This is a genomic window from Xenorhabdus sp. PR6a (genome assembly GCF_028599065.1).
Classification (GTDB): domain Bacteria; phylum Pseudomonadota; class Gammaproteobacteria; order Enterobacterales; family Enterobacteriaceae; genus Xenorhabdus; species Xenorhabdus doucetiae.
In genome coordinates this window covers 1-21,030 of sequence record NZ_JAQRFJ010000012.1, presented here as the reverse complement: position 1 = coordinate 21,030, position 21,030 = coordinate 1, and the positions used below count along the sequence as shown (strand labels likewise).

19 protein-coding genes and 1 other RNA gene are annotated in these 21,030 nt (G+C 47.3%); 10 read left to right on the top strand and 10 right to left on the bottom strand.

From position 1 onward, the window contains the following. The first annotated feature begins 35 nt into the window (after positions 1-35). Positions 36-770 (top strand): oxidative stress defense protein, encoded by a 735-nt coding sequence (locus PSI15_RS05155; RefSeq protein WP_045972036.1) that lies wholly within the window; start codon positions 36-38, stop codon positions 768-770. Here PSI15_RS05155 and PSI15_RS05150 read toward each other — a convergent pair. Next, on the bottom strand, positions 767-1,672 hold the full coding sequence (locus tag PSI15_RS05150) for a LysR family transcriptional regulator ArgP (RefSeq protein ID WP_273582584.1): 906 nt from the start codon (positions 1,670-1,672) through the stop codon (positions 767-769). The two genes, PSI15_RS05155 and PSI15_RS05150, sit on opposite strands and share 4 nt — an antisense overlap. A 179-nt stretch (positions 1,673-1,851) precedes the next feature. Here PSI15_RS05150 and rpiA point away from each other — a divergent pair, with 179 nt between their 5' ends. Then, positions 1,852-2,511 carry a ribose-5-phosphate isomerase RpiA gene (rpiA, locus tag PSI15_RS05145; protein ID WP_273582583.1) on the top strand — a complete coding sequence of 220 codons (660 nt, stop codon included), beginning with the start codon at positions 1,852-1,854 and terminating at the stop codon, positions 2,509-2,511. Between the two features lie 271 nt (positions 2,512-2,782). After that, a complete protein-coding gene (serA, locus tag PSI15_RS05140) occupies positions 2,783-4,024 on the top strand; it encodes a phosphoglycerate dehydrogenase (RefSeq protein ID WP_273582582.1) in 1,242 nt (413 codons plus the stop codon). Between the two features lie 56 nt (positions 4,025-4,080). On the opposite strand, the gene PSI15_RS05135 is transcribed toward serA, so the two are convergent. The 3 genes from PSI15_RS05135 to zapA form a co-directional block, all read right to left on the bottom strand. Continuing rightward, positions 4,081-4,677, bottom strand: a complete 597-nt coding sequence (locus PSI15_RS05135; RefSeq protein WP_273582581.1) for a 5-formyltetrahydrofolate cyclo-ligase — start codon at positions 4,675-4,677, stop codon at positions 4,081-4,083. Between the two features lie 52 nt (positions 4,678-4,729). Beyond that, positions 4,730-4,913: non-coding RNA, 6S RNA (ssrS, locus tag PSI15_RS05130), on the bottom strand. A 145-nt stretch (positions 4,914-5,058) separates the two neighbouring features. Beyond that, positions 5,059-5,364 (bottom strand): cell division protein ZapA, encoded by a 306-nt coding sequence (gene zapA, locus PSI15_RS05125; protein ID WP_045972026.1) that lies wholly within the window; start codon positions 5,362-5,364, stop codon positions 5,059-5,061. Between the two features lie 401 nt (positions 5,365-5,765). Here zapA and PSI15_RS05120 point away from each other — a divergent pair, with 401 nt between their 5' ends. The 7 genes from PSI15_RS05120 to gcvP all read left to right on the top strand — a co-directional run bounded on the left by PSI15_RS05120 (position 5,766) and on the right by gcvP (position 15,062). After that, positions 5,766-6,368, top strand: coding sequence for a YecA/YgfB family protein (locus PSI15_RS05120; protein ID WP_273582580.1), 603 nt, complete (start codon positions 5,766-5,768; stop codon positions 6,366-6,368). A gap of 58 nt (positions 6,369-6,426) precedes the next feature. Continuing rightward, a complete protein-coding gene (pepP, locus tag PSI15_RS05115) occupies positions 6,427-7,743 on the top strand; it encodes a Xaa-Pro aminopeptidase (protein WP_273582579.1) in 1,317 nt (438 codons plus the stop codon). Between the two features lie 38 nt (positions 7,744-7,781). Then, the gene (gene ubiH / locus PSI15_RS05110; RefSeq protein WP_273582578.1) at positions 7,782-8,972 is read left to right on the top strand and encodes a 2-octaprenyl-6-methoxyphenyl hydroxylase; all 1,191 of its coding nucleotides are present in this window, start codon (positions 7,782-7,784) and stop codon (positions 8,970-8,972) included. Between the two features lie 13 nt (positions 8,973-8,985). Continuing rightward, positions 8,986-10,218, top strand: coding sequence for an FAD-dependent 2-octaprenylphenol hydroxylase (gene ubiI / locus PSI15_RS05105; RefSeq protein ID WP_273582577.1), 1,233 nt, complete (start codon positions 8,986-8,988; stop codon positions 10,216-10,218). A 372-nt stretch (positions 10,219-10,590) separates the two neighbouring features. Next, entirely contained in the window at positions 10,591-11,691 is a 1,101-nt protein-coding gene (gene gcvT / locus PSI15_RS05100) for a glycine cleavage system aminomethyltransferase GcvT (RefSeq protein WP_273582576.1), read from the top strand. Positions 11,692-11,708: 17 nt separating this feature from the next. Further along, positions 11,709-12,101: a glycine cleavage system protein GcvH gene (gcvH, locus tag PSI15_RS05095; RefSeq protein ID WP_273582575.1), complete on the top strand. Its 393-nt coding sequence runs from the start codon at positions 11,709-11,711 to the stop codon at positions 12,099-12,101. A gap of 84 nt (positions 12,102-12,185) precedes the next feature. Beyond that, positions 12,186-15,062 (top strand): aminomethyl-transferring glycine dehydrogenase, encoded by a 2,877-nt coding sequence (gcvP, locus tag PSI15_RS05090; RefSeq protein ID WP_273582574.1) that lies wholly within the window; start codon positions 12,186-12,188, stop codon positions 15,060-15,062. Positions 15,063-15,129: 67 nt separating this feature from the next. Here gcvP and PSI15_RS05085 read toward each other — a convergent pair whose 3' ends face one another. The 6 genes from PSI15_RS05085 to PSI15_RS05060 form a co-directional block, all read right to left on the bottom strand. Beyond that, positions 15,130-15,984, bottom strand: a complete 855-nt coding sequence (locus tag PSI15_RS05085) for an SMP-30/gluconolactonase/LRE family protein (protein WP_273582573.1) — start codon at positions 15,982-15,984, stop codon at positions 15,130-15,132. 11 nt (positions 15,985-15,995) lie between these two features. After that, positions 15,996-17,396, bottom strand: coding sequence for a glycoside-pentoside-hexuronide (GPH):cation symporter (locus PSI15_RS05080; RefSeq protein WP_273582572.1), 1,401 nt, complete (start codon positions 17,394-17,396; stop codon positions 15,996-15,998). 3 nt (positions 17,397-17,399) lie between these two features. Continuing rightward, positions 17,400-18,098 (bottom strand): L-ribulose-5-phosphate 4-epimerase, encoded by a 699-nt coding sequence (gene araD, locus PSI15_RS05075; protein ID WP_273582571.1) that lies wholly within the window; start codon positions 18,096-18,098, stop codon positions 17,400-17,402. Then, a complete protein-coding gene (locus PSI15_RS05070) occupies positions 18,092-18,952 on the bottom strand; it encodes an L-ribulose-5-phosphate 3-epimerase (RefSeq protein ID WP_273582570.1) in 861 nt (286 codons plus the stop codon). The genes araD and PSI15_RS05070 overlap by 7 nt, the downstream gene beginning before the upstream one ends. Positions 18,953-18,956: 4 nt before the next feature. Continuing rightward, a complete protein-coding gene (gene ulaD / locus PSI15_RS05065; protein ID WP_273582569.1) occupies positions 18,957-19,607 on the bottom strand; it encodes a 3-keto-L-gulonate-6-phosphate decarboxylase UlaD in 651 nt (216 codons plus the stop codon). Continuing rightward, a partial coding sequence (locus PSI15_RS05060) for an FGGY-family carbohydrate kinase (RefSeq protein WP_273582568.1) occupies positions 19,604-21,030 on the bottom strand: 1,427 nt, incomplete at its 5' end. The genes ulaD and PSI15_RS05060, both read right to left, overlap by 4 nt.

The window sequence follows — 21,030 nt, the reverse complement described above, 5'->3', positions numbered from 1 at the left end:
TACTAACCTAATCTTGCTGTATTTAAGGAGGTTTTGTGAAACGTAAATCACTGGTATTGGCCGCGATAATGGCTCTGGGAAGCGTCTCCTGCATGACGGCTTCCGCTGCTGACTTGCTCTCTATCCCACATATTTCCACTTCTGGCAACGCGGTAGTTAAAGCAACGCCGGATATGGCGACATTGATAATCCATGTGAGCGAAACTCAAAAGAGTGCGGCAGAAGCAAAGAAAAACGTCGATCAACGTGTGGCGAAATATTTTGATTTTCTGAAAAACAGTGGCATCGACAAGAAAGATATTGATGCCGCCAACTTACGCACTCAACCAGAATATCAATATGAACAAAAGACGGGGAAATCCAGTATTACCGGTTATCGGGCGTCACGTTCAGTTGAAGTGAAAGTTCACAAGCTGGAACAACTGAACACGTTACTGGATGGTGCCCTGAAAGCCGGATTGAATGAGATTAACTCGGTTCAGTTTAGTGTTAATAATCCGCAACGCTATCGTGATGAAGCCAGACAAAAAGCTATCGAGAATGCTATCCAACAAGCGACGGTATTGGCCAAGGGATTCAACGGTAAGTTAGGCCCGGTATATAGCATTAACTATCGTGCGCCTGATGCTGTGCCTGAACCCATGAGCCGTCTGAAATACCAGACAGCCCTGTTGTCATCACCCGCTGCTGACTCAGCCAGTGAAACTTACGCACCACAGAATATTGAGTTTTCTGATCACGTTGATGCCGTTTTTGAATTACAGCGTTAATTAATTTCATCTTCCTGCCGTAACATCTGGCGCCCTAATTTTAGCAGGGCGTCAGTAACTTTTCTCATCGCTCCGCTTTCAGGTGCAAAACGATGCCAATAAAGCATACGGCGTTGGTACAATCCTGGCGTGAGATCGACTAATTTACCGGCTTTCAATTCCTTGTCGATTTGCAAGTGTGGGATCATACAGCAAGTTGAACCTTGTTTTGCCAGTTGGACAAATGCTTCGGAAGAATTCACGATATGGCAGGGCACACTTCCCGGCGATAAATCAAAATTCTGTTGCAAGAATGCCTGATGCATATCATCTAAATGGTCGAATGCCACAGCCGGTGCTTTCAGCAATGCTGAACGTGTAACGCCATTCGGGAAAAAACGGTTTGCAAACGCGGGAGAGGCAACAAACAGATAATCCAGAGCACCTAATTTATCAACCAAACAGCTTGGCAGCGGTTGCGGCTGAATACTGATCGCTCCGACCACTTCACCACGCCGCAAACGCTCTTGGGTTCGGGTTTCATCTTCCACTTGAATATTGAGCCGAATAGGTAAATCGGACAAAACCGGATGGAGAGCCGGTAAAAGCCACGTCGCCAGACTGTCTGCATTGACCGCAAGGGAAAGCAGTAACGGGATCTGATCACCATTTTCATCGCCAAGCCATTGCGCTTCCAGCAGTTCTACCTGATGTAACAGCGCAAGCAGCTTTTGCCCTTGTTCGGTGGGGTGGGGAGGCACAGTGCGTACCAATAGCGGCTGACCAAACATATTTTCCAACTGCTTGATCCTCTGTGATACCGCTGATTGGGTGATACAAAGTTTTTGCGCTGCTCGCTCGAAGCCACGTTCTTTGATCACAGCATCTAACGCTTGCAGTGATCGGTAATCAGGACGTTTCATTAAAAATAAGATTCTCCGCGTTTGCTCTTCTGGGGTTATGGCTCAATATTAAAACCATTATGTGGCCTAACTAGCATTATGCCACTAGAACTATGCCATATTTTTTCATGGGATGAGCCAATATTGTTTATACTAGCCGTCAGATTTTTCCTTGTAACTGATTATAGGCTGTGATCAATATGACTCAGGACGAACTGAAAAAAGCAGTAGGTTGGGCGGCATTAGAATACGTTAAATCAGGCACTATTGTCGGTGTGGGTACAGGTTCTACAGCAGCGCATTTTATTGATGCGTTAGGCACTATCAAAGACAAAATTGAAGGTGCGGTATCGAGTTCAGAAGCATCGACTGAGAAACTGAAAAGTCTCGGCATTCCTGTGTTTGATTGCAATGAAGTTGATACCCTGGATATTTATGTTGATGGTGCTGATGAAATTAATGGTCAAATGCAGATGATCAAAGGTGGCGGCGCAGCATTGACCCGGGAAAAAATCATTGCGGCGGTTGCGAAGACATTTATCTGCATTATTGATGCGTCCAAGCAAGTTGATGTGTTAGGCAAATTCCCCCTGCCGGTTGAAGTTATCCCAATGGCACGCGCTTATGTGGCACGTGAGCTGGTGAAATTGGGGGGGACACCGGTTTATCGTGAAAACGTCGTGACCGATAATGGCAATCATATTCTGGATGTTCACAATCTCTCTATTGTTGATGCCGTTGATCTGGAAAATAAAATCAATGGCATTACTGGCGTGGTCACTGTAGGTCTTTTTGCTAATCGTGGCGCGAACGTGGTACTGGTCGGTACGGCGGATGGCGTTAAGACGCTCACCGAATAATCACTTATTGAGGGCAGAATAGTCTGCCCTCAAAATATTTTTGTATTTATTCAAAACAGAAAATTTGGTGAGATATATCACATTTTCTCCCAAAAAAACCTCAATATCCTTTCGATATCCCATAACGAATTATTTTACTTTGCATAACAACTTATTTACTGTTGCTTATTCTGTAATATAAGCAAACGATTGTATTGCTGTTGCCGTTTTTTTTGTTATTTTGGTGCAATCGATATGCGTTATGAAAGTTAACAACGAGTAGGGCGGGAAAATGGTTAAGGTATCGTTAGAAAAGGACAAAATTAAATTTCTGCTACTGGAGGGGGTTCATCAAAGCACAGTAGACAGCTTAAAAGCAGCAGGGTACAGCAATATTGAGTATCACAAAGGAGCATTAGAGCCTGAAGCGTTGAAAGAAGCGATTCGTGATGCCCGATTTGTCGGCGTTCGTTCCCGTACCCAATTGACCGAAGAAATTTTTGCCGCAGCGGAAAAGCTGGTTGCCGTCGGGTGTTTCTGCATTGGTACGAATCAGGTTGACCTGAAAGCCGCTGCAAAGCGCGGTATCCCGGTATTTAATGCGCCTTTTTCCAATACCCGTTCAGTCGCTGAAATGGTATTGGGTGAGCTGTTGCTGCTGTTGCGTCGTATTCCTGAAGCGAATGCAAAAGCACACAATGGGATATGGGATAAGCAGGCAAAAGGCTGCTATGAAGCGCGTGGGAAAAAATTAGGCATTATCGGTTACGGGCATATTGGTACACAGCTTGGCATTTTGGCTGAAAATATTGGCCTGAATGTCTATTTCTATGATATTGAAAATAAATTGCCATTGGGTAACGCACAGCAAGTTCATCATTTATCTGAATTATTGAATATGAGTGATGTTGTAAGCTTGCATGTTCCTGAAACGGCTTCAACCAAGGATATGATTGGGGCGGCAGAATTAGAGTTGATGAAGCCGGGTTCCATTTTGATCAACGCATCACGGGGTACGGTCGTCGATCTTCCTGCACTTAGCGAAGCACTGGAAACCGGGCATCTTTCTGGCGCAGCGATTGACGTTTTTCCTCATGAACCCGCAACCAACAATGATCCTTTCATCTCTCCATTAAGTAAGTTTGATAATGTACTGTTGACTCCCCATATTGGCGGGTCGACGCAAGAAGCCCAACAAAATATCGGTTATGAAGTTGCAGGTAAACTGGTCAAATATTCTGACAATGGTTCGACATTATCAGCGGTTAATTTCCCGGAAGTCTCACTCCCTGTTCATGCCAAAGATACGAACCGATTACTGCATATCCATGAAAATCGGCCGGGTATCTTAACCAGCATTAACCAGGTATTCACGGAGCAAGCGATCAATATTGATGCGCAATATTTGCGGACTGACAGCGATATTGGTTATGTGGTGATTGATATCACGACGCAAAATTCAGCCCAGGCTGAATTGGTCTTGCAGAAACTGAAAGCCCTGCCGGGCACGATCCGTTCCCGCTTGCTTTACTAAGATTTAACCAACCGGGGCGATTAAAGACAAATGGCCCCGGTTAATCCTTCAGCGGTTCATATCCATCGCCAGACTTTTTCTGGTGTAATGATCTCCGGCAGGGGGATATCCCAACTCGAGCTGGGTAATTTTTCAACTAACTGAAAATTGTGTGCCAATCCAATCGGGTAAAAATGCTGTTGTTGCCACTTTGCGAGCGTTCTGTCGTAGAAACCGCCTCCCATCCCCAAACGCTGGCCTGTACCATCGAAAGCGACCAGTGGAATAAACATGATATCAAGTTCAGAGATCGGTAAAACCTGCCGGACATCCAACTGAGGCTCTTCTATATTAAAGCGGTTACGAACAAGGGGCGTGTCGGGGCAATAACGGAGAAACAGCAGGTGATTCCGGCTGAAAGGGTGCAATATTGGCAAGTAGACTTGTTTATTTTGCTGCCAAAGCTTTTGGATAAGCGGACGTGTGTCTAATTCCCCATCAAAAGAGAGATAGAGAGCAATGTTATCAGCTTGCTGGATTTTAGGGTGAGCCATGACCTGTTTAACGGCTTGCCGGGCAAATTGCTGTTGTTGTTCGCGGGACAGGCTTTGACGTCGTTGGCGATTTTTTTTTCTAATGGATTGGCGGAGAGAAAGGAAACAATCTGATTGCATGATACCTGCCTGTTAATGAATGCAGAAAAGGATACAAAACAGATAAAAAGGGAGGTTCTCCAAGATGCCGTTGCAGGTGGTAACCCTTGAACCCTTGGTTCAAGGTGAACGCAGAGTCGTTGCTATTAGGCTTCTTGGTCTAGCCAAGCTTGCTCACAAGAAACGGAGCACCACATTCTATAGATATGAAATATCGGCTCAGGGGACTGACCTGCTGACGAACACCTCAGAGAAAATTTTTTGCTGCTTAAACTACCTAAATAGGCTCTAAGCAATGCTATGAAGCCTATTGTATGGAACTAAATGAAGAAAGCAACTGCTTATATTAATCTATAGTGACTACTGCCTGATTTATCAACAAAATTGGACGGGTAAGGCGTATCAGGTAATCTTACCTTGCTCTAACAGTGCCTTTTCGATGCTCTGCTGGAGCATTTTTATTTTTTGTTCCATATTGTAAGCATAATCACGGGTTTTCATCTTCTCCTGTGCCAACTCGTGACAGACATTCAGTGCCACAATAAAAACCAGTTGCTCGGTGTTAGTGACTCTGGTGCGTTCTTTGAGGTTATTCAAACGCTGATCAAGTTCCTCCGCCGCAGCTTGCAATGCTTCAATCTGCTCTGGTGGACAATTGACACGTAATGACCGCCCAAAAATCTGAATATCTACTGGTTGTGCAGACATGACACCTTCCTGATTTATTACTGTGCTGATACCTTGATGTTGACATATATCCCTTATCTTGCAAATTGCGGCTTGGTTAGTCCTGTTGCAATTTGAAATCGATTGGGCATAAAGTAAATTATGGTATAAAACAAGGCCGACACCAATCATTACCGTACAATACCAAAAGCTTTCCTTTTCCTTCCCTTCATTTTTCAACTTGCCGTTTTTAGGTCATGTCCACTTACCCCAGTCAATGAGTTATAGATACAAAGTAATCTATGTCCCTGGGGATGGTGCCCTTGCCATCACGTTGCAACTCGAAATCTATTGGGGATATATCGGTGTGTGCTGTCTGGTATAGCGACTCCCCTTGATGGTAGCATAGCATGAACTTATATCGCCAACGATGATCAATATACATGTCTATACAAAACTCATTACCTAATTATCAATCATTTGATGAAATTTTGCATCAACAGTCCGTTGCGCTGACAGCCGCAGAAATGCATGGCTTAATCAGTGGATTACTATGTAGTGGAAAACATGGTAGTGGAAATCATGGCGGTCATCATGACAGTAGCTGGCAGGCGTTGGTGCATGATCTTGCTAATGATGGTCTGGCATTTTCTCAGGTTTTGGCTCTGCCGCTTAGGGAATTGTACGAAACGACGTTTGAATTGCTGGATGACAATAATTTCGTATTTAATCTGTTGCTCCCTGATGAAGAGGCTGGGGTTTTTGCCTGCGCAGACGCATTGGCGGGATGGGTGAACCACTTTTTGCTTGGGCTGGGCGTAGCCAATCCCAAATTGACAAAACAACCAGAAATTAAAGAAATTATCACCGACTTACGTGACATTGGCATGTTGGGCTATGATGAAAGCGAAGATCAGGAAGAACTTTCTCAAGCCCTTGAAGAAGTACTGGAATATGTCCGTGTTGCGGTTCAACTCTGCTATATCGCGTTAGCGACACCGAAAACCGCAGACAGTGCAAAAAGTGAAAAACCGACGTTGCATTGATTGACGATATTCACCCGACATTCACCCAACTAATGATAATGGAATTGCAGGAGAGGGTATGACTAAACAAGAATATTTATCCCATCGTCAGGCATTATTGTCAAAAATGGCTCCGGCCAGTGCGGCCATTATTTTTTCAGCTTTGCCTGCGACACGTAATTCAGATAGTGAGTATCCCTACCGTCAGCACAGTGACTTTCTGTATCTGACTGGGTTCAGTGAGCCGCAAGCGGTTCTGATACTGATCAAAAGCGATGAAACTCACAATCATAGCGTGTTGTTTAATCGTGTTCGCGATTTGAGTGCGGAAATTTGGTTTGGTCGCCGTCTTGGGCAAGAAGCTGCATTGGAAACATTGGGGGTGGATCGTGCCCTGCCATTTGATGATCTCGATGAACAACTCCATTTGTTATTGAATGGCTTGGAAGTGGTTTATCACGCTCAAGGAGAATTTGAATACGCTGATAACATTGTATTTCGTGCCTTGGATAAATTGCGTAAAAATAACCGCCGTAACTTCCGTGCGCCAACGGTCATGGCAGATTGGCGTCCGTGGCTGCATGAAATGCGTCTGTTTAAATCAGAAGCTGAATTAGACATCATCCGCAAAGCCGGGGAAATTAGCGCCCAAGCACATACCAGAGCCATGCAGGCTTGTCATCCGGGTATGTTTGAATATCAGCTTGAAGCCGAAATTCACCATGAATTCACCCGTCAGGGGGCACGTTACCCGGCTTATAACACCATTGTTGGGGCGGGAGAAAACGCCTGTATCCTGCATTACACTGAAAATGATCGCTGTATGAAAGAGGGCGATCTCGTGTTGATCGATGCGGGATGTGAATATGCGGGCTATGCCGGCGACATTACGCGGACATTTCCGGTTAATGGCAAATTTACGCGCCCTCAACGTGAAATCTATGACATTGTTCTGGAAGCCATCAACCTTTCCCTTGATTTGTACCAACCCGGCACCAGCATCAGCGAGGTCACAGGGCAAGTTGTGCGTGTCATGGTGAAGGGGTTGGTAAAATTGGGAATTATGCACGGTGAAGTCGAACAATTGATCGAAACCAATGCTTATCGTCAATTTTTCATGCATGGTTTGAGTCACTGGTTGGGGCTGGATGTCCATGATGTCGGCTATTACGGCCTCGATCGCGATCGGATTCTGGAACCCGGCATGGTGTTGACGGTCGAGCCGGGGCTTTACATTGCCCCAGATGCTGATGTCCCGCCGGAATACCGTGGTATCGGTATCCGTATTGAAGATGACATTGTGATAACGGAAACCGGAAACGAAAACCTGACGGAGTCTGTCGTCAAAGATCCGGATGAGATAGAAGCTTTGATGGCACAGGCAAAACAGGGTTAAGGATACAGGGTTAAGGATAAAGTAATCAGGAAGTGATAATGAACGTGATTATTGTGGGCGGAGGAATGACAGGCGCGACATTGGCGCTGGCCATTGCTGCGTTGAGTCGGGGGCAAGTACAAGTCTCCTTGATTGAAGCGGCAGAACCGACTAAGGAACACCCAGGTTTTGATGCAAGGGCGATTGCCTTGGCTTATGGCACATGCCAGCGCTTGAATCAGCTCGGTATCTGGCCTGCGCTGCAACATTGTGTGACCCCAATCACTCACGTCCATGTCAGCGACCGTGGTAGCAGCGGTTTCGTCAACATCTGCGCTGATGATTATGCTATTCCGGCATTGGGCCATGTGATTGAATTGCATGATGCCGGTATCCATCTTTTTGATTTATTAAAACAGTCTCCCAATATTACGCTTTACTGCCCGGCCAGAGTGAGTTCCGTTGAACGTTTGGAAAACTCGGTGAAAGTTTTGCTGGATAATGGCGAAAAACTGACCGGGGAGTTGTTGGTTGCGGCGGATGGCAGCCATTCGGCGATAGCCCAAACGTGCAACATCCCCTTCCAGCAGCACTCTTATGGGCAGACCGCCATTATTGCCAATGTACTGACTTCCGAACATCCGCAAGGCAGGGCATTCGAGCGTTTCACCGAACATGGCCCATTAGCGCTGTTGCCCATGTCGGAAGGGCGCAGTTCGCTGGTATGGTGTCAGCCACTGGAAAAACAGGCAGAAATCAATCACTGGAGCCAGCATGAATTCCTGCAACACCTGCAAAAAGCCTTTGGCTGGCGTTTGGGAAAAATGCGGGAAAGCGGTCAACGGCACAGTTATCCCTTGGCTTTATCGACAGCCGGCAGGCAAATTAGCCACCGTCTGGCGCTGGTCGGTAATGCTTCCCAAACTTTGCATCCGATTGCCGGGCAGGGCTTTAACTTAGGAATGCGTGATGTTATGGCGCTGGCGCAAGTCATTTCAGCCGCGGCGGTTTCAGGGCGGGACATTGGTGCCTATCACGTGCTGGCACAATACCAGCAACAGCGTCAGGCCGATCGTGAAACCACCATTGGGATCACGGATGGATTGGTCAGGTTATTCGCCAATGACTACTTACCGTTAAAAATGGGGCGTAATTTGGGCTTGATGGCAATGGAAAGATTATCCCCGCTGCGGGATCAATTTGCCCGTCAGACATTAGGTTGGGTTGCACCGTCATCGTTGGCAGATTAAGAGGAAAGAAAAAATGCAATCATTTGATGTGGTGATCGCAGGGGGCGGAATGGTTGGCCTTGCGCTGGCCTGTGGTTTGCAAGGTAGCGGTTTGCGCATCGCGATTGTAGAAGAGCACCCACCAGCCAAGCCATTTGATGCCAATGATGAATATGCGTTGCGGGTTTCGGCCATCAATGCCGCCAGTGAACGATTACTCACCCATCTCGGTGTCTGGCAGGATATTCTTGCGATGCGAGCCAGCGCTTATCAGGGCATGGAAGTGTGGGATCAGGATAGTTTCGGGCGCATTCAGTTCAGTGCGGCAGAAAATGGTTTGACACACCTGGGTCATATCATCGAAAACTCAGTGATCCGCCAAGCGCTCTGGCAACGTGCGGAAAATCTGCCGGATGTGACGATATTCACTCCATCTTCCCTGAAGAATGTGGCTTGGGGAGAAAACGAAGCCTTCATCACGTTATCTGATGGAACCATGCTCACGTCTCGTCTTGTCGTGGGTGCAGACGGTGCTCACTCTTGGTTGCGTCAACACGCCGATATTCCGTTGACTTTTTGGGATTATGAACACCATGCGCTGGTCGCCACCATTCGTACTGAAGAGCCTCACGGCGGCGTTGCGCGTCAGGTTTTCCACGGTGATGGCATACTGGCTTTCCTGCCACTGCCGGATGCTCACCTGTGTTCAATAGTTTGGTCACTGCCGACTGAATCCGCGCAACAGCGTAAATCAATGGCGCCAGCGCAATTTAATCGACAATTGAGCGCGACATTCAATCTGCGCCTTGGTCAATGTGAACTCATCAGTGATCGGCAAACCCTTCCACTGACAGGACGTTATGCCCGCAATTTTGCTGCCCATCGATTAGCGCTATTGGGTGATGCGGCACACACGATCCACCCGCTGGCGGGGCAGGGGGTTAATCTCGGATTTATGGATGTGGCCGAGCTGATAGGTGAATTGAATCGCTTAAATCAGCAAGGCAAAGACATCGGTCAGTACCTCTATTTGGGGCGTTATGAACGTCGCCGCAAACACAGTGCTGCGCTCATGCTCGCAGGAATGCAGGGTTTCCGTCAGCTATTTGATGGCAATAACCCGGCTAAAAAAGTATTACGGGGGATTGGATTAACATTGGCTGATCACTTACCGGGCATGAAACCGCAATTGCTTCGCCATGCCATGGGATTGAATGACCTTCCTGACTGGCTGAGTTCTCAACCCCCTTCGCTTGAAAAAATCTAATTCAGCCTGTTATTTAGAATTAGTTTTTCTCATATCAGACGAAAGTGTGTTAAGACGATTTACTTCACACTTTCGTCTTTTTTTAATCAAAAAAGCGTGTTTTTTGCACATCATTAAAAATAATGCGCATTCTGAAGCCATAAATCAGACAAAAATTCTGCATGTCGGTGAGCACTTTTTCGGGTTACCACGGTCATGCGGCTAATTTATTTTATGGTTCATTTCCTGTTTCAGTGATAACGTCTGACACCCAAGGTATCGTTTGCGTGATTAACCGCTTCTTTGCTTCATGATCCAACATCTGCCGGTTAATGCGCCGTATTTTTTCAGGTCACGAATGTTTTCATGTCAAGAACGTCAAAGAGGGAAATAATGTCAAAACACACCCCACTATATGATCAACATCTGGCATGCGGGGCACGCATGGTCGATTTTCATGGCTGGATGATGCCGCTGCATTATGGTTCACAAATCGACGAGCATCATACCGTGCGTACTGATGCCGGTATGTTCGACGTTTCCCACATGACCATTGTGGATCTGCACGGTACAGGTTGCCGTGATTTTCTCCGTTACCTTCTGGCGAATGACATTGCCAAGCTCACCGAACACGGCAAGGCCCTGTATACCGGCATGTTAACGGCTTCTGGTGGTGTCATTGATGACCTGATTGTTTATTTCTTCACTGATCACTTTTATCGCATGGTGGTTAACTCGGCGACCCGTGAGAAAGACTTGGCATGGATTAACCAACATGCTGAGAAATATGACGTTGAGATCACGGTGCGCGATGATTTGGCGCTGATTGCGGTTCAGGGGCCAAATGCGCAAGCCAAAGTCCAATCCCTGCTAAGTGATGAGCAGAAACAAGCAGTCATTAGCATGAAACCCTTCTTTGGCGTTCAGTCGGGAAATTTATTTATTGCCACGACCGGTTATACCGGTGAAGCCGGTTACGAAATTGCCTTGCCCAAAGAACAAGCGGCAGATTTCTGGCAGCAGTTGCTGGCCGTCGGCGTGAAACCTGCCGGATTAGGGGCGCGTGACACCTTGCGCCTTGAGGCGGGCATGAACCTGTATGGGCAAGAAATGGATGAAACCGTTTCACCACTGGCTGCCAACATGGGATGGACCATAGCCTGGAAACCGGAAGATCGGCAGTTTATCGGCCGTGAGGCGCTGGAGAGACAACGTAAAACCGGTAGTGAACAATTGGTTGGCTTGGTGATGCGTGAAAAAGGCGTATTGCGCGGCGGCTTAACGGTCAGCTTTACTGATGGCGCCGGTGAAGTGCGTTCTGGCGTGATTACCAGTGGAACATTCTCCCCAACGTTAGGATTTAGCATAGCCCTTGCGCGTGTTCCGCAAGGTATTGGTGAACAAGCGGTTGTCCAGATCCGCAATCGCGAAATGCCCGTTCAGGTTGTTAAGCCGGGCTTTGTGCGAATGGGCAAGCCACTTGTAGATAAATAAAAAAGGAGAAGGCAACGATGAGCCATGTACCAACAGAATTAAAATACACAGAATCACATGAATGGGTTCGTTCGGAAGGCAATGGTGAATATACCGTCGGTATTACCGAACATGCGCAGAATTTATTGGGCGATATGGTCTTTGTTGATTTGCCTGACATAGGCACAGAAGTCAATAGTGGTGATGATTGCGCCGTTGTCGAATCAGTGAAAGCGGCTTCTGATATTTACGCGCCACTGAGCGGTCACATTATCGCGATTAACCCTGAGCTGGAAAGTTCTCCCGAATTAGTGAACAGTGAACCCTATAACGAAGGTTGGCTGTTCCGCATTAAAGCCACTGATGAGAGTGAATTGGCGCATTTGCTTGATGCCGAAAGCTACCAGTCACTCTTGGAAGAAGACGAGTAATGACTTTTGAATCGCCCCATATCACTGTGTGAATGGGGCATTTTTTTGCATAAAAGGCTAGCGAGTTTCAGGAAATTATCATCAATGACTCAGACACTCATCCAACTTGAAAATCAAGGTGAATTCATTCGTCGTCACATTGGTTCTTCTGCTGAACAGCAAACCGAGATGCTGGCGATAGTCGGTACACATTCTCTTGATGAACTGACCAATAACATCGTTCCCCGTGATATCGCATTATCCGAGCCTCCGGCGGTCGGTGAAGGCGCGACGGAACAACAGGCATTGGCCGAATTGAAAGCAATGGCGAGCCAGAACCAGCGCTATCAATCGTATATTGGAATGGGGTATTCACCTGCAATCCTTCCCCCCGTTATTTTGCGTAATTTGCTGGAAAATCCCGGCTGGTATACGGCATATACCCCTTATCAACCGGAAGTTTCCCAAGGCCGGTTAGAGGCGTTACTGAACTTCCAGCAAGTCACCATTGACCTGACGGGATTAGAACTGGCTTCTGCTTCCCTGCTGGATGAAGCAACAGCCGCCGCAGAAGCGATGGCAATGGCAAAACGGATCAGCAAACTGAAAGGGGCTGAACGTTTCTTTGTGGCCGATGATATTCATCCACAGACCTTGGATGTGGTGCGTACCCGCGCCGAAACCTTTGGATTTGACGTCATTGTTGATAAAGCAGAAAAAGTACTGGAACTGGAAGGTATCTTTGGTGTCCTGCTGCAACAAGTCGGCACCACAGGGGAAGTTCACGACTACCGCGATCTGATTGCAACACTGAAAGCGCGTAAGATCATTGTCAGTGTTGCCGCGGATTTCATGGCTCTGGTCATCCTGACCGCGCCGGGTCAACAAGGGGCTGACATTGTATTCGGTTCCGCCCAGCGTTTCGGTGTGCCGATGGGATATGGCGGCCCTCATGCGGCTTTCTTTGCTTGCAGGGATGAATTCAAACGTTCCATGCCGGGTCGTATTATCGGTGTTTCTCGTGATGCCGCGGGTAACCGGGCATTGCGTATGGCGATGCAAACCCGCGAGCAGCATATTCGCCGTGAAAAAGCGAACTCCAATATCTGTACTTCCCAAGTCTTGCTGGCGAATATCGCAGGCATGTACGCCGTTTATCATGGCTCAAAAGGCTTGCAACGCATTGCCAACCGTATCCACCGGTTGACCGATATTCTGGCTGCTGGACTGCAAAAGGCGGGTATCACACTGCGTCATCAAACCTGGTTTGATACGCTGGCCATTGAAGTGTCAGATAAAGCGCAGGTACTGGCAAGAGCGGCGAAAGCACAGATTAACTTGCGTACCGATATTCTTGGTGCTGTTGGCGTATCTTTGAGCGAAAAGACCCGCAGGGATGATTTGATCACGCTGTTCCAAGTGATAACGGGTTCTGATGCAATACTGGATATTGATACGCTGGATCGTGAAGCCGCGGCCGGCAGCCAGTCTATTCCAGCCGCTATGCTGCGTAATGACGAAATATTGGCTCATGAAAATTTCCGCCGTTACCACAGCGAAACCGACATGATGCGCTATATGCACAGTCTGGAGCGTAAAGATCTGGCATTAAACCAAGCTATGATCCCGCTGGGCTCATGCACCATGAAACTGAACGCAGCGGCGGAAATCATGCCGATTACCTGGCCTGAATTTACCGATATGCACCCTTTCTGCCCGCCGGAACAAGCGCAGGGTTATCACCAACTGATCGGCCAGCTTTCCCATTGGCTGGTGCTCTTGACAGGCTATGATGCAGTTTGTATGCAGCCGAACTCCGGCGCACAAGGGGAATATGCGGGGCTATTGGCCATTCGTCGCTACTATGCCAGCCGCGGCGAGCAACATCGCCATGTTTGCCTGATCCCAAGCTCTGCCCACGGCACCAATCCGGCTTCTGCGCATATGGCGGGCATGACCGTGGTTGTCGTCAGTTGCGATAAAGAAGGCAACATCGATCTGGCAGATTTGCGTGAAAAAGCGGAAAAACACCGAGACTCTCTGGCTTGTATCATGGTGACTTATCCTTCCACTCACGGCGTGTATGAAGAAACCATCCGTGAAATTTGTGAAGTGGTTCATCAACATGGTGGTCAGGTTTACCTTGATGGCGCCAACATGAACGCTCAAGTAGGGATTACCACACCGGGATTTATTGGTGCTGATGTCTCGCACCTGAACCTGCACAAAACCTTCTGTATTCCACATGGCGGCGGTGGCCCAGGCATGGGACCGATTGGCGTGAAAAAACACCTTGCCCCCTTTGTGCCCGGTCATTCCGTAGTTGAAATGGATGGCGTCACGACATTAGGTGCCGTATCCGCTGCGCCATTCGGCAGTGCCTCCATTCTGCCAATTAGCTGGATGTATATCCGCATGATGGGGGCAAAAGGGCTGAAACAAGCCAGCCAAGTGGCGATCCTGAACGCAAACTATATTGCCGCCCGCCTGAAAGGGGTGTATGAGATCCTCTATACCGGGCGTGATGGATACGTTGCCCACGAATGTATTTTGGACATTCGCCCATTGAAAGAAGAGTTTGGCATCAGTGAGATGGATATCGCCAAGCGTCTGATTGACTATGGTTTCCACGCACCAACCATGTCCTTCCCGGTTGCGGGCACCTTGATGGTTGAGCCAACGGAATCAGAAAGTAAAATTGAAATCGATCGCTTTATTGACGCCATGCTGGCGATTCGGGAAGAGATCCGCCAAGTCGCCAGCGGAGAATGGCCTTTGGAAGATAACCCACTGGTTAATGCGCCACACGTTCAGGTTGAATTGGTTTCTGACTGGAACCACGCATACAGCCGTGAAATTGCCGTTTTCCCGACGGCGGAAACCAAAGCCAACAAATACTGGCCGGCGGTTAAACGCCTTGATGATGTTTACGGTGACCGCAATTTGCATTGTTCTTGTGCACCGATTGAAGATTATCGTTAATCATAAGTCAATTAGCGAAACTTAACGAAAGCAGCAGCGTTAGAAACTATTTCTAATGCTGCTTTTTTTATCTGCCCGACACGAACTCAGTGACAGAAGCCCGATATAACGAGGTTGTCGCCGTAATATACAATTGGTCACGATTAATTCCGCCCAACGTACAATTGGAGACACATTCAGGCACCGGGATCTTATCTATTTCTCTGCCATCTCGGTCAAAAATTAAAACGCCATCGGCACAGCTACAATAAACATGATGAGATTTATCAATACAAAACCCGTCCGGGAATCCGGGAGAAACTGTCACAAAACGTTTCCCAAACCCCAAAGTTTTACCCTGCACGGGATAAACGCGAAGTTCTCGTCTGCCATGCGAAGGGAAATCGAGAATCGACATATCGGCGACATAAAGCCATTTTTCATCGGGAGAGAAAGCAAGCCCATTTGGGCGCTGGACATCAAGGGTGGCGATAGAGAGAGTGTCATCACTGGGATCGTAGCAATAGACATAGCAACCAATGACCTGACTTTCTGATTTATATCCCTCGTCATCGCTGATGATCCCATAAGGGGGATCAGTAAACCAAATTGTTCCGTCAGAGTGCACCACAACATCATTAGGTGAATTGAATCTTTTACCGTCGATGCTATCCACCAGCAGGGTGACACGACCGTTTTTTTCTGTCCGGGAAATGCCTCGCCGGCCATGTTCACAGCTAATCAGCCGCCCTTCATTATCCAACGCATTGCCATTCGCATAATGAGAATATTCCCGCCATACGCTGACACCCTGATCCTCTGACCAGCGGAACATCCTATTGCCTTTAACATCACTGAAAATAATCGCATTGTCATTTGGCAGCCAAACCGGGCCTTCTGCCCAAATAGCCGGAGAACACAGTTTTTCTAAATGTATTTTCATCGTTACACCTATTATTTTTCGGGAATAATATTATTTTCCGGTTCTAAATATTCTCTCACTGGTGCCGGGCTTGCCCTTTTCTTTATTAATCGATACGAAATTTCTTTCATTGCGCGGCGATCAATTTTCAGTAATTTCACTGCCATTGCCGTGAATAAATAACCTAATGCCGGAACAACCGTAAACAGCAGAGCAATCGATAATTGAGCGTGAGCACTCTGTGATGATTGACTGGCATCATAACCCACAAGCGCCAATATTCCGCTGACTAATGAACCAGAAAGCGCCAGCCCTAATTTAAGCGCCAGAAAGTTGCAGGAAAAGTTAATACCGGTTAAACGTTTGCCCGATTTATATTCACCATAGTCATCAATATCCGCCATGATTGACCAATTAATGGGTTGGGCAATCTGATGGACAATATTTAAAATAAAATATCCGAATAACATCAAATAATGTCTATCGGCCGGAATAAAATAGATAAGCAAGGAAAGGAGCGTCATCAATAAACTCACCCAATAAAATATTTTCAGCTTACAAAAATAATCGCTCAGGGGTTTAGCTAAGGCACTCCCTAACGTCATACCCATCACGCCAACACTTAAAAATAGGGTGGTGAATATTTCACTGGCATGGATCACCCATGTCAGAAAATACATGACAGAGGCCATGCGGATAAAACCGGGTAACACATTGAGAAATGTGACAAACAATAAACGGGACCATTGATCATTTTTCAGCATATCACCGTAATCTTTGACGATGGAATCTTTTGTCGGCGTGACGGGACGGACACGTTCACGAACCAAAGAGAAACAGAGTACAAACATCACTAACCCGACAGAAGTCAGCAGAATAATGGCGTTATGGTAACCTTTGGCTTTATCGCCATGACCTAATAAATTAACCAAAGGTAATAACGATAATGTCAGAATAAGCGTCGCCATGCCGACACCCATAAACCGGAAACTTTGGCAGGAAACACGCTCACTATTATCGCTGCTAATCACACTCCCTAATGAACAATAGGGAATATTAATCAATGAATAGGTGACTGACATCATCAGATAAGTAATGAATGCGTAAATGGCTTTACCGGTATAATCCAGATCTGGCACCGTAAACATTAAGACTGAAAATAAAGCATAGGGAAATGCACAAAAAAGAATATAGGGTCTGAATTTACCCCAGCGTGTTTGTGTTCTGTCAGCAATATAACCAATCAAAGGATCTGATATGGCTTCAATCACCCTGACACCCAGCCAAATAGCTGCCACGGTGGCCGCATTGAGGCCATAAATATCGGTATAATAAAAATTCAAAAACAGGAAAACAGCGCCGCCAACAATATTACAGCCCGCATCGCCAAACCCATATCCCATCTTTTCCAGAATAGATATTTTTTCATTCATGAGTTATTTCTGACCATAATAGGCATTAGCGCCATGTTTGCGTAAATAATGTGTATCCAATAATTCCTGTTGGATGAAGGTTATTTCAGCATTTAATTGTTGTGAAAACAAACTCATATAAGCGCACTCTTCAAGTGCGACTGCATTGTGGACCGCATCAGCGGCATTGGCTCCCCATGTGAAAGAGCCGTGGGAATGCACTAAAACGGCGGGGATCTTCATGGGGTCGAGTTGTTGTTCTGCAAATGTTTGAACGATAACGTTTCCTGTTTGTAATTCGTAATCATCATTGATTTCTTGTTGGGTCATTAATCGGGTACAAGGCACAGCACCGTAAAAATGATCAGCATGGGTTGTACCGTGAGGAGGCAAAAATCGCCCAGCCTGTGCCCAAATAGTGGCATGGCGGGAATGGGTATGAACAATTCCCCCGATATCCCGGAAGTGGCGATATAACACGAGATGCGTTGGTGTATCAGACGACGGTCTTTTGCTCCCTTCCACAATTGTACCGCTCGCGATATCAACCACGACCATGTCATCAATTTGCATGTCGCCATATTCGACACCGGAGGGTTTAATCACCATTAACCCGCTTGATTTATCAATCGCGCTGACATTTCCCCACGTGAGTGTCACTAAATGATGTTTTGGCAGTGCCTGATTTGCAGCCAGTACATCGGCTTTCAGTTGCTCTAACATGCAAAACCTCCTTCCTGCATACGCGCTTCGATCCAGCGACGTGCTTGTATGATTTCAAGGACCGGTTCTTCGGCGTTCTCTGTCCACATTTCTATCAAGAATGTCCCTCGGTAGTTCAACTCATGCAGTGTTCTGAATAGGCCGACAAAATCGACACATCCCTGCCCGAACGGGACATCACGGAATTGCCCTGCGTGGGTTGGCGTGACGGGATAAGTATCTTTGAGATGAATGGCTGAGATGCGGTTTATGCCAAGTTTGAGTTCTGCTGAAACACCATTTCCCCAGGCAGCTAAATTACCGATATCGGGATAAACACTAAACCAAGGCGAAGCCAGCATTTCATCCCACACTTTCCATTTGGTGATTGAGTTGATGAAAGCGGTATCCATGATTTCCATCGCCAGCATGACCTGTGCGCCGGCCGCTTGCTGAACGGCCCACGCCATCCCTTCGGCAAAACGTTGTTCCGTTTCTTGGTCATGTTGTTCGTAATACACGTCATAACCGGCCAGTTGGATGGTTCTGATCCCAAGATCTTGGGCTAACTTAATGGCCTTTGACATAATGTCATACGCTCTGCGCCGTACTGTTTCATCATGGCTGCCAAAGGGATAACGCCGATGCGCAGATAAGCACATGGAGGGAATGCGAATGCCGGTTTCCAACGTATTTTTGACCAGTTCAAGGCGGGTGTTTATATCCCAGTCCAGTCGTGACAAACGTTCATCTGTTTCGTCTACCGACATTTCAACAAAATCGAAACCGCAGCTTTTTGCCAAACATAAACGTTCTGCCCATGTCAGATTTTTCGGCAAGGCTTTTTCATAGATACCCAAAGGATGGATGCGCATTAGGCTACCCCCAGATCGCAGTAATTTGAGTGTGAAACGCTTGGGCGGCTTGCTTTGGGTGAGTTGCGCCGGATAACGCCCGACCGACAATAAAAGCCTGTACAGAAATGTCTTTAAATCGGGGAAGGTCGGCAGGCACAAGGCCACCGGTAATGGAAACCGCGAATCCGATATCGGAAAGTTTTTTCAGGCAGGAGATATCTTCTTCACCCCATATTTGCCCATCGGCTTGTGCATCACGCCCGCGATGATAGATCACTTGGCGAACACCAATAGCATGCCAATTTCTGGCATCTGAGAATGTCCAATTGCCAAACAATTCAATTTGGATCTCTGCCTTTCTCTGACTTGCCAAATGATGGGCTTTTTCGATGGTTGCCAGTGGCGCAGCACAAATTACCGTCATCCAGTCTGCACCGGCATCAAAAGCCTGCGCTGCCAAAATTTCGCCGGCATCCGCGACTTTCCAGTCTGCAACAATAATTTTGTCCGGGCAGCGGCGACGCAGTTGATGAATGGCGTTATTTCCTGCACAAAGACACAGGATTGTCCCCGCTTCAACAATATCAACCTCGTCGCGCAATAACTCAGCATCCCGTAATGCCGAATCCAGACACGTATGATCCAAGGCCAGTTGCAGTAATGGGCGGTTCATATTCTTCTTTCCCCTCGAGTATTCAGCGACTTGCATTGGGAATGAAAGTTGTAAAACGATTCATTAAGTAGCTGATATTTAATTGCTTTATTGAGGTAAGCGGGATATGAATCGCGATCCGGTTCAAGGGTCTCGACGGGGTAATCTAAATTTTGCTGGGCTTCAGTAAAATCCTTGTAGCTCCCTGTGCCAACCAACGCGGCCAATGCGGCACCCAGACAACCGGTTTCTTTCACCTGAGGCAGTTCCACGGGCAGGTTGCTGATATCGGCAAACATTTGCATCCAGACTTTGGAGTGAGCCGGCCTGCCCATGACCCGTATCGCCTGCGTTCTGGTGAAACGCGCTAACATGCGTTTCAGGTGGGTCATATGGCTGAAGATAACGCCTTCATAGACGGCTTGCAGTAAATGACCGCGATGATGGCTGGACTGTAAGCCATAAAATCCCGCTGTCATTTCCAGCCCGGCATTGCTGCCATACAGAAAGGGAAGAAAAAAAATCTCACTGGACGCTTTGGGAAGCTGGTTCACGGCAGCATTAATTTCTGCAAAAGGCATGTTTCCCCAGAGCGTGGAAAACCATTCGAGATTACCTGACGACGTGGGGCTGGCCTCATGCACAATATACTGCCCCACATTGGCATAACGGCCATAAATATAAGGGTATGGCTCATGTGTGCGCAGTTGATCCGTGATACCGCTGGTGACTGACCACGTTCCCATCACGGCATTCAAGGTATATTCGTCTTGAAGGCCCGCGCAAAGTGCGGTAGAAACCACATCAAACAGTCCCCCTACCACGGGCGTGCCTGCAACCAATCCCGTTAATTCAGCGGCTTGTGGTGTGATTTCGCCACAAATCTCAGTTGAACCCACGATGCGGGAAAGTGCGCTGTTAATTTCACTGATATTCAACAGTGTGGAAAGGGCAGGATCATACGTTCCCGTATTCATGTTGTAGAGGTTAGACTCAGAGATATTGCTCTCTTCACAGCCCTTTTCGCCCGTGAGGCACCAGCGGAGATAATCGTGTGCCATCATCAGGGTATCAATGCGGTCATAACGTTCAGGCTGGTTATCTTTGATCCAGTGCAACAGAGAGACGGGATGGCCGGTCCAAAGCGTCTGGCGCGTATGGGGATACAATTTTTCCAACATCCCTTGTTGCTGCCATTGGCTCACTATTTCTGTCGCCCGCCGATCAGAGGAAAGGAACCCGTTACCCAGCGGCTCGTTATTTTTATCCAAAAGAAACAAACCCTTGCCTTGAGCTGAAATACCCACGCCTTTAATCTGTTGACCCTGGACACCACTGTTTTTCAGTAATTTACTGACCGTCGCGATTAACGCATGCCACAACGCGTTGAGATCCCTTTCTGCATATCCCGGCTGAGGACTGATGGTTTTCAGGGGCGTGCGCT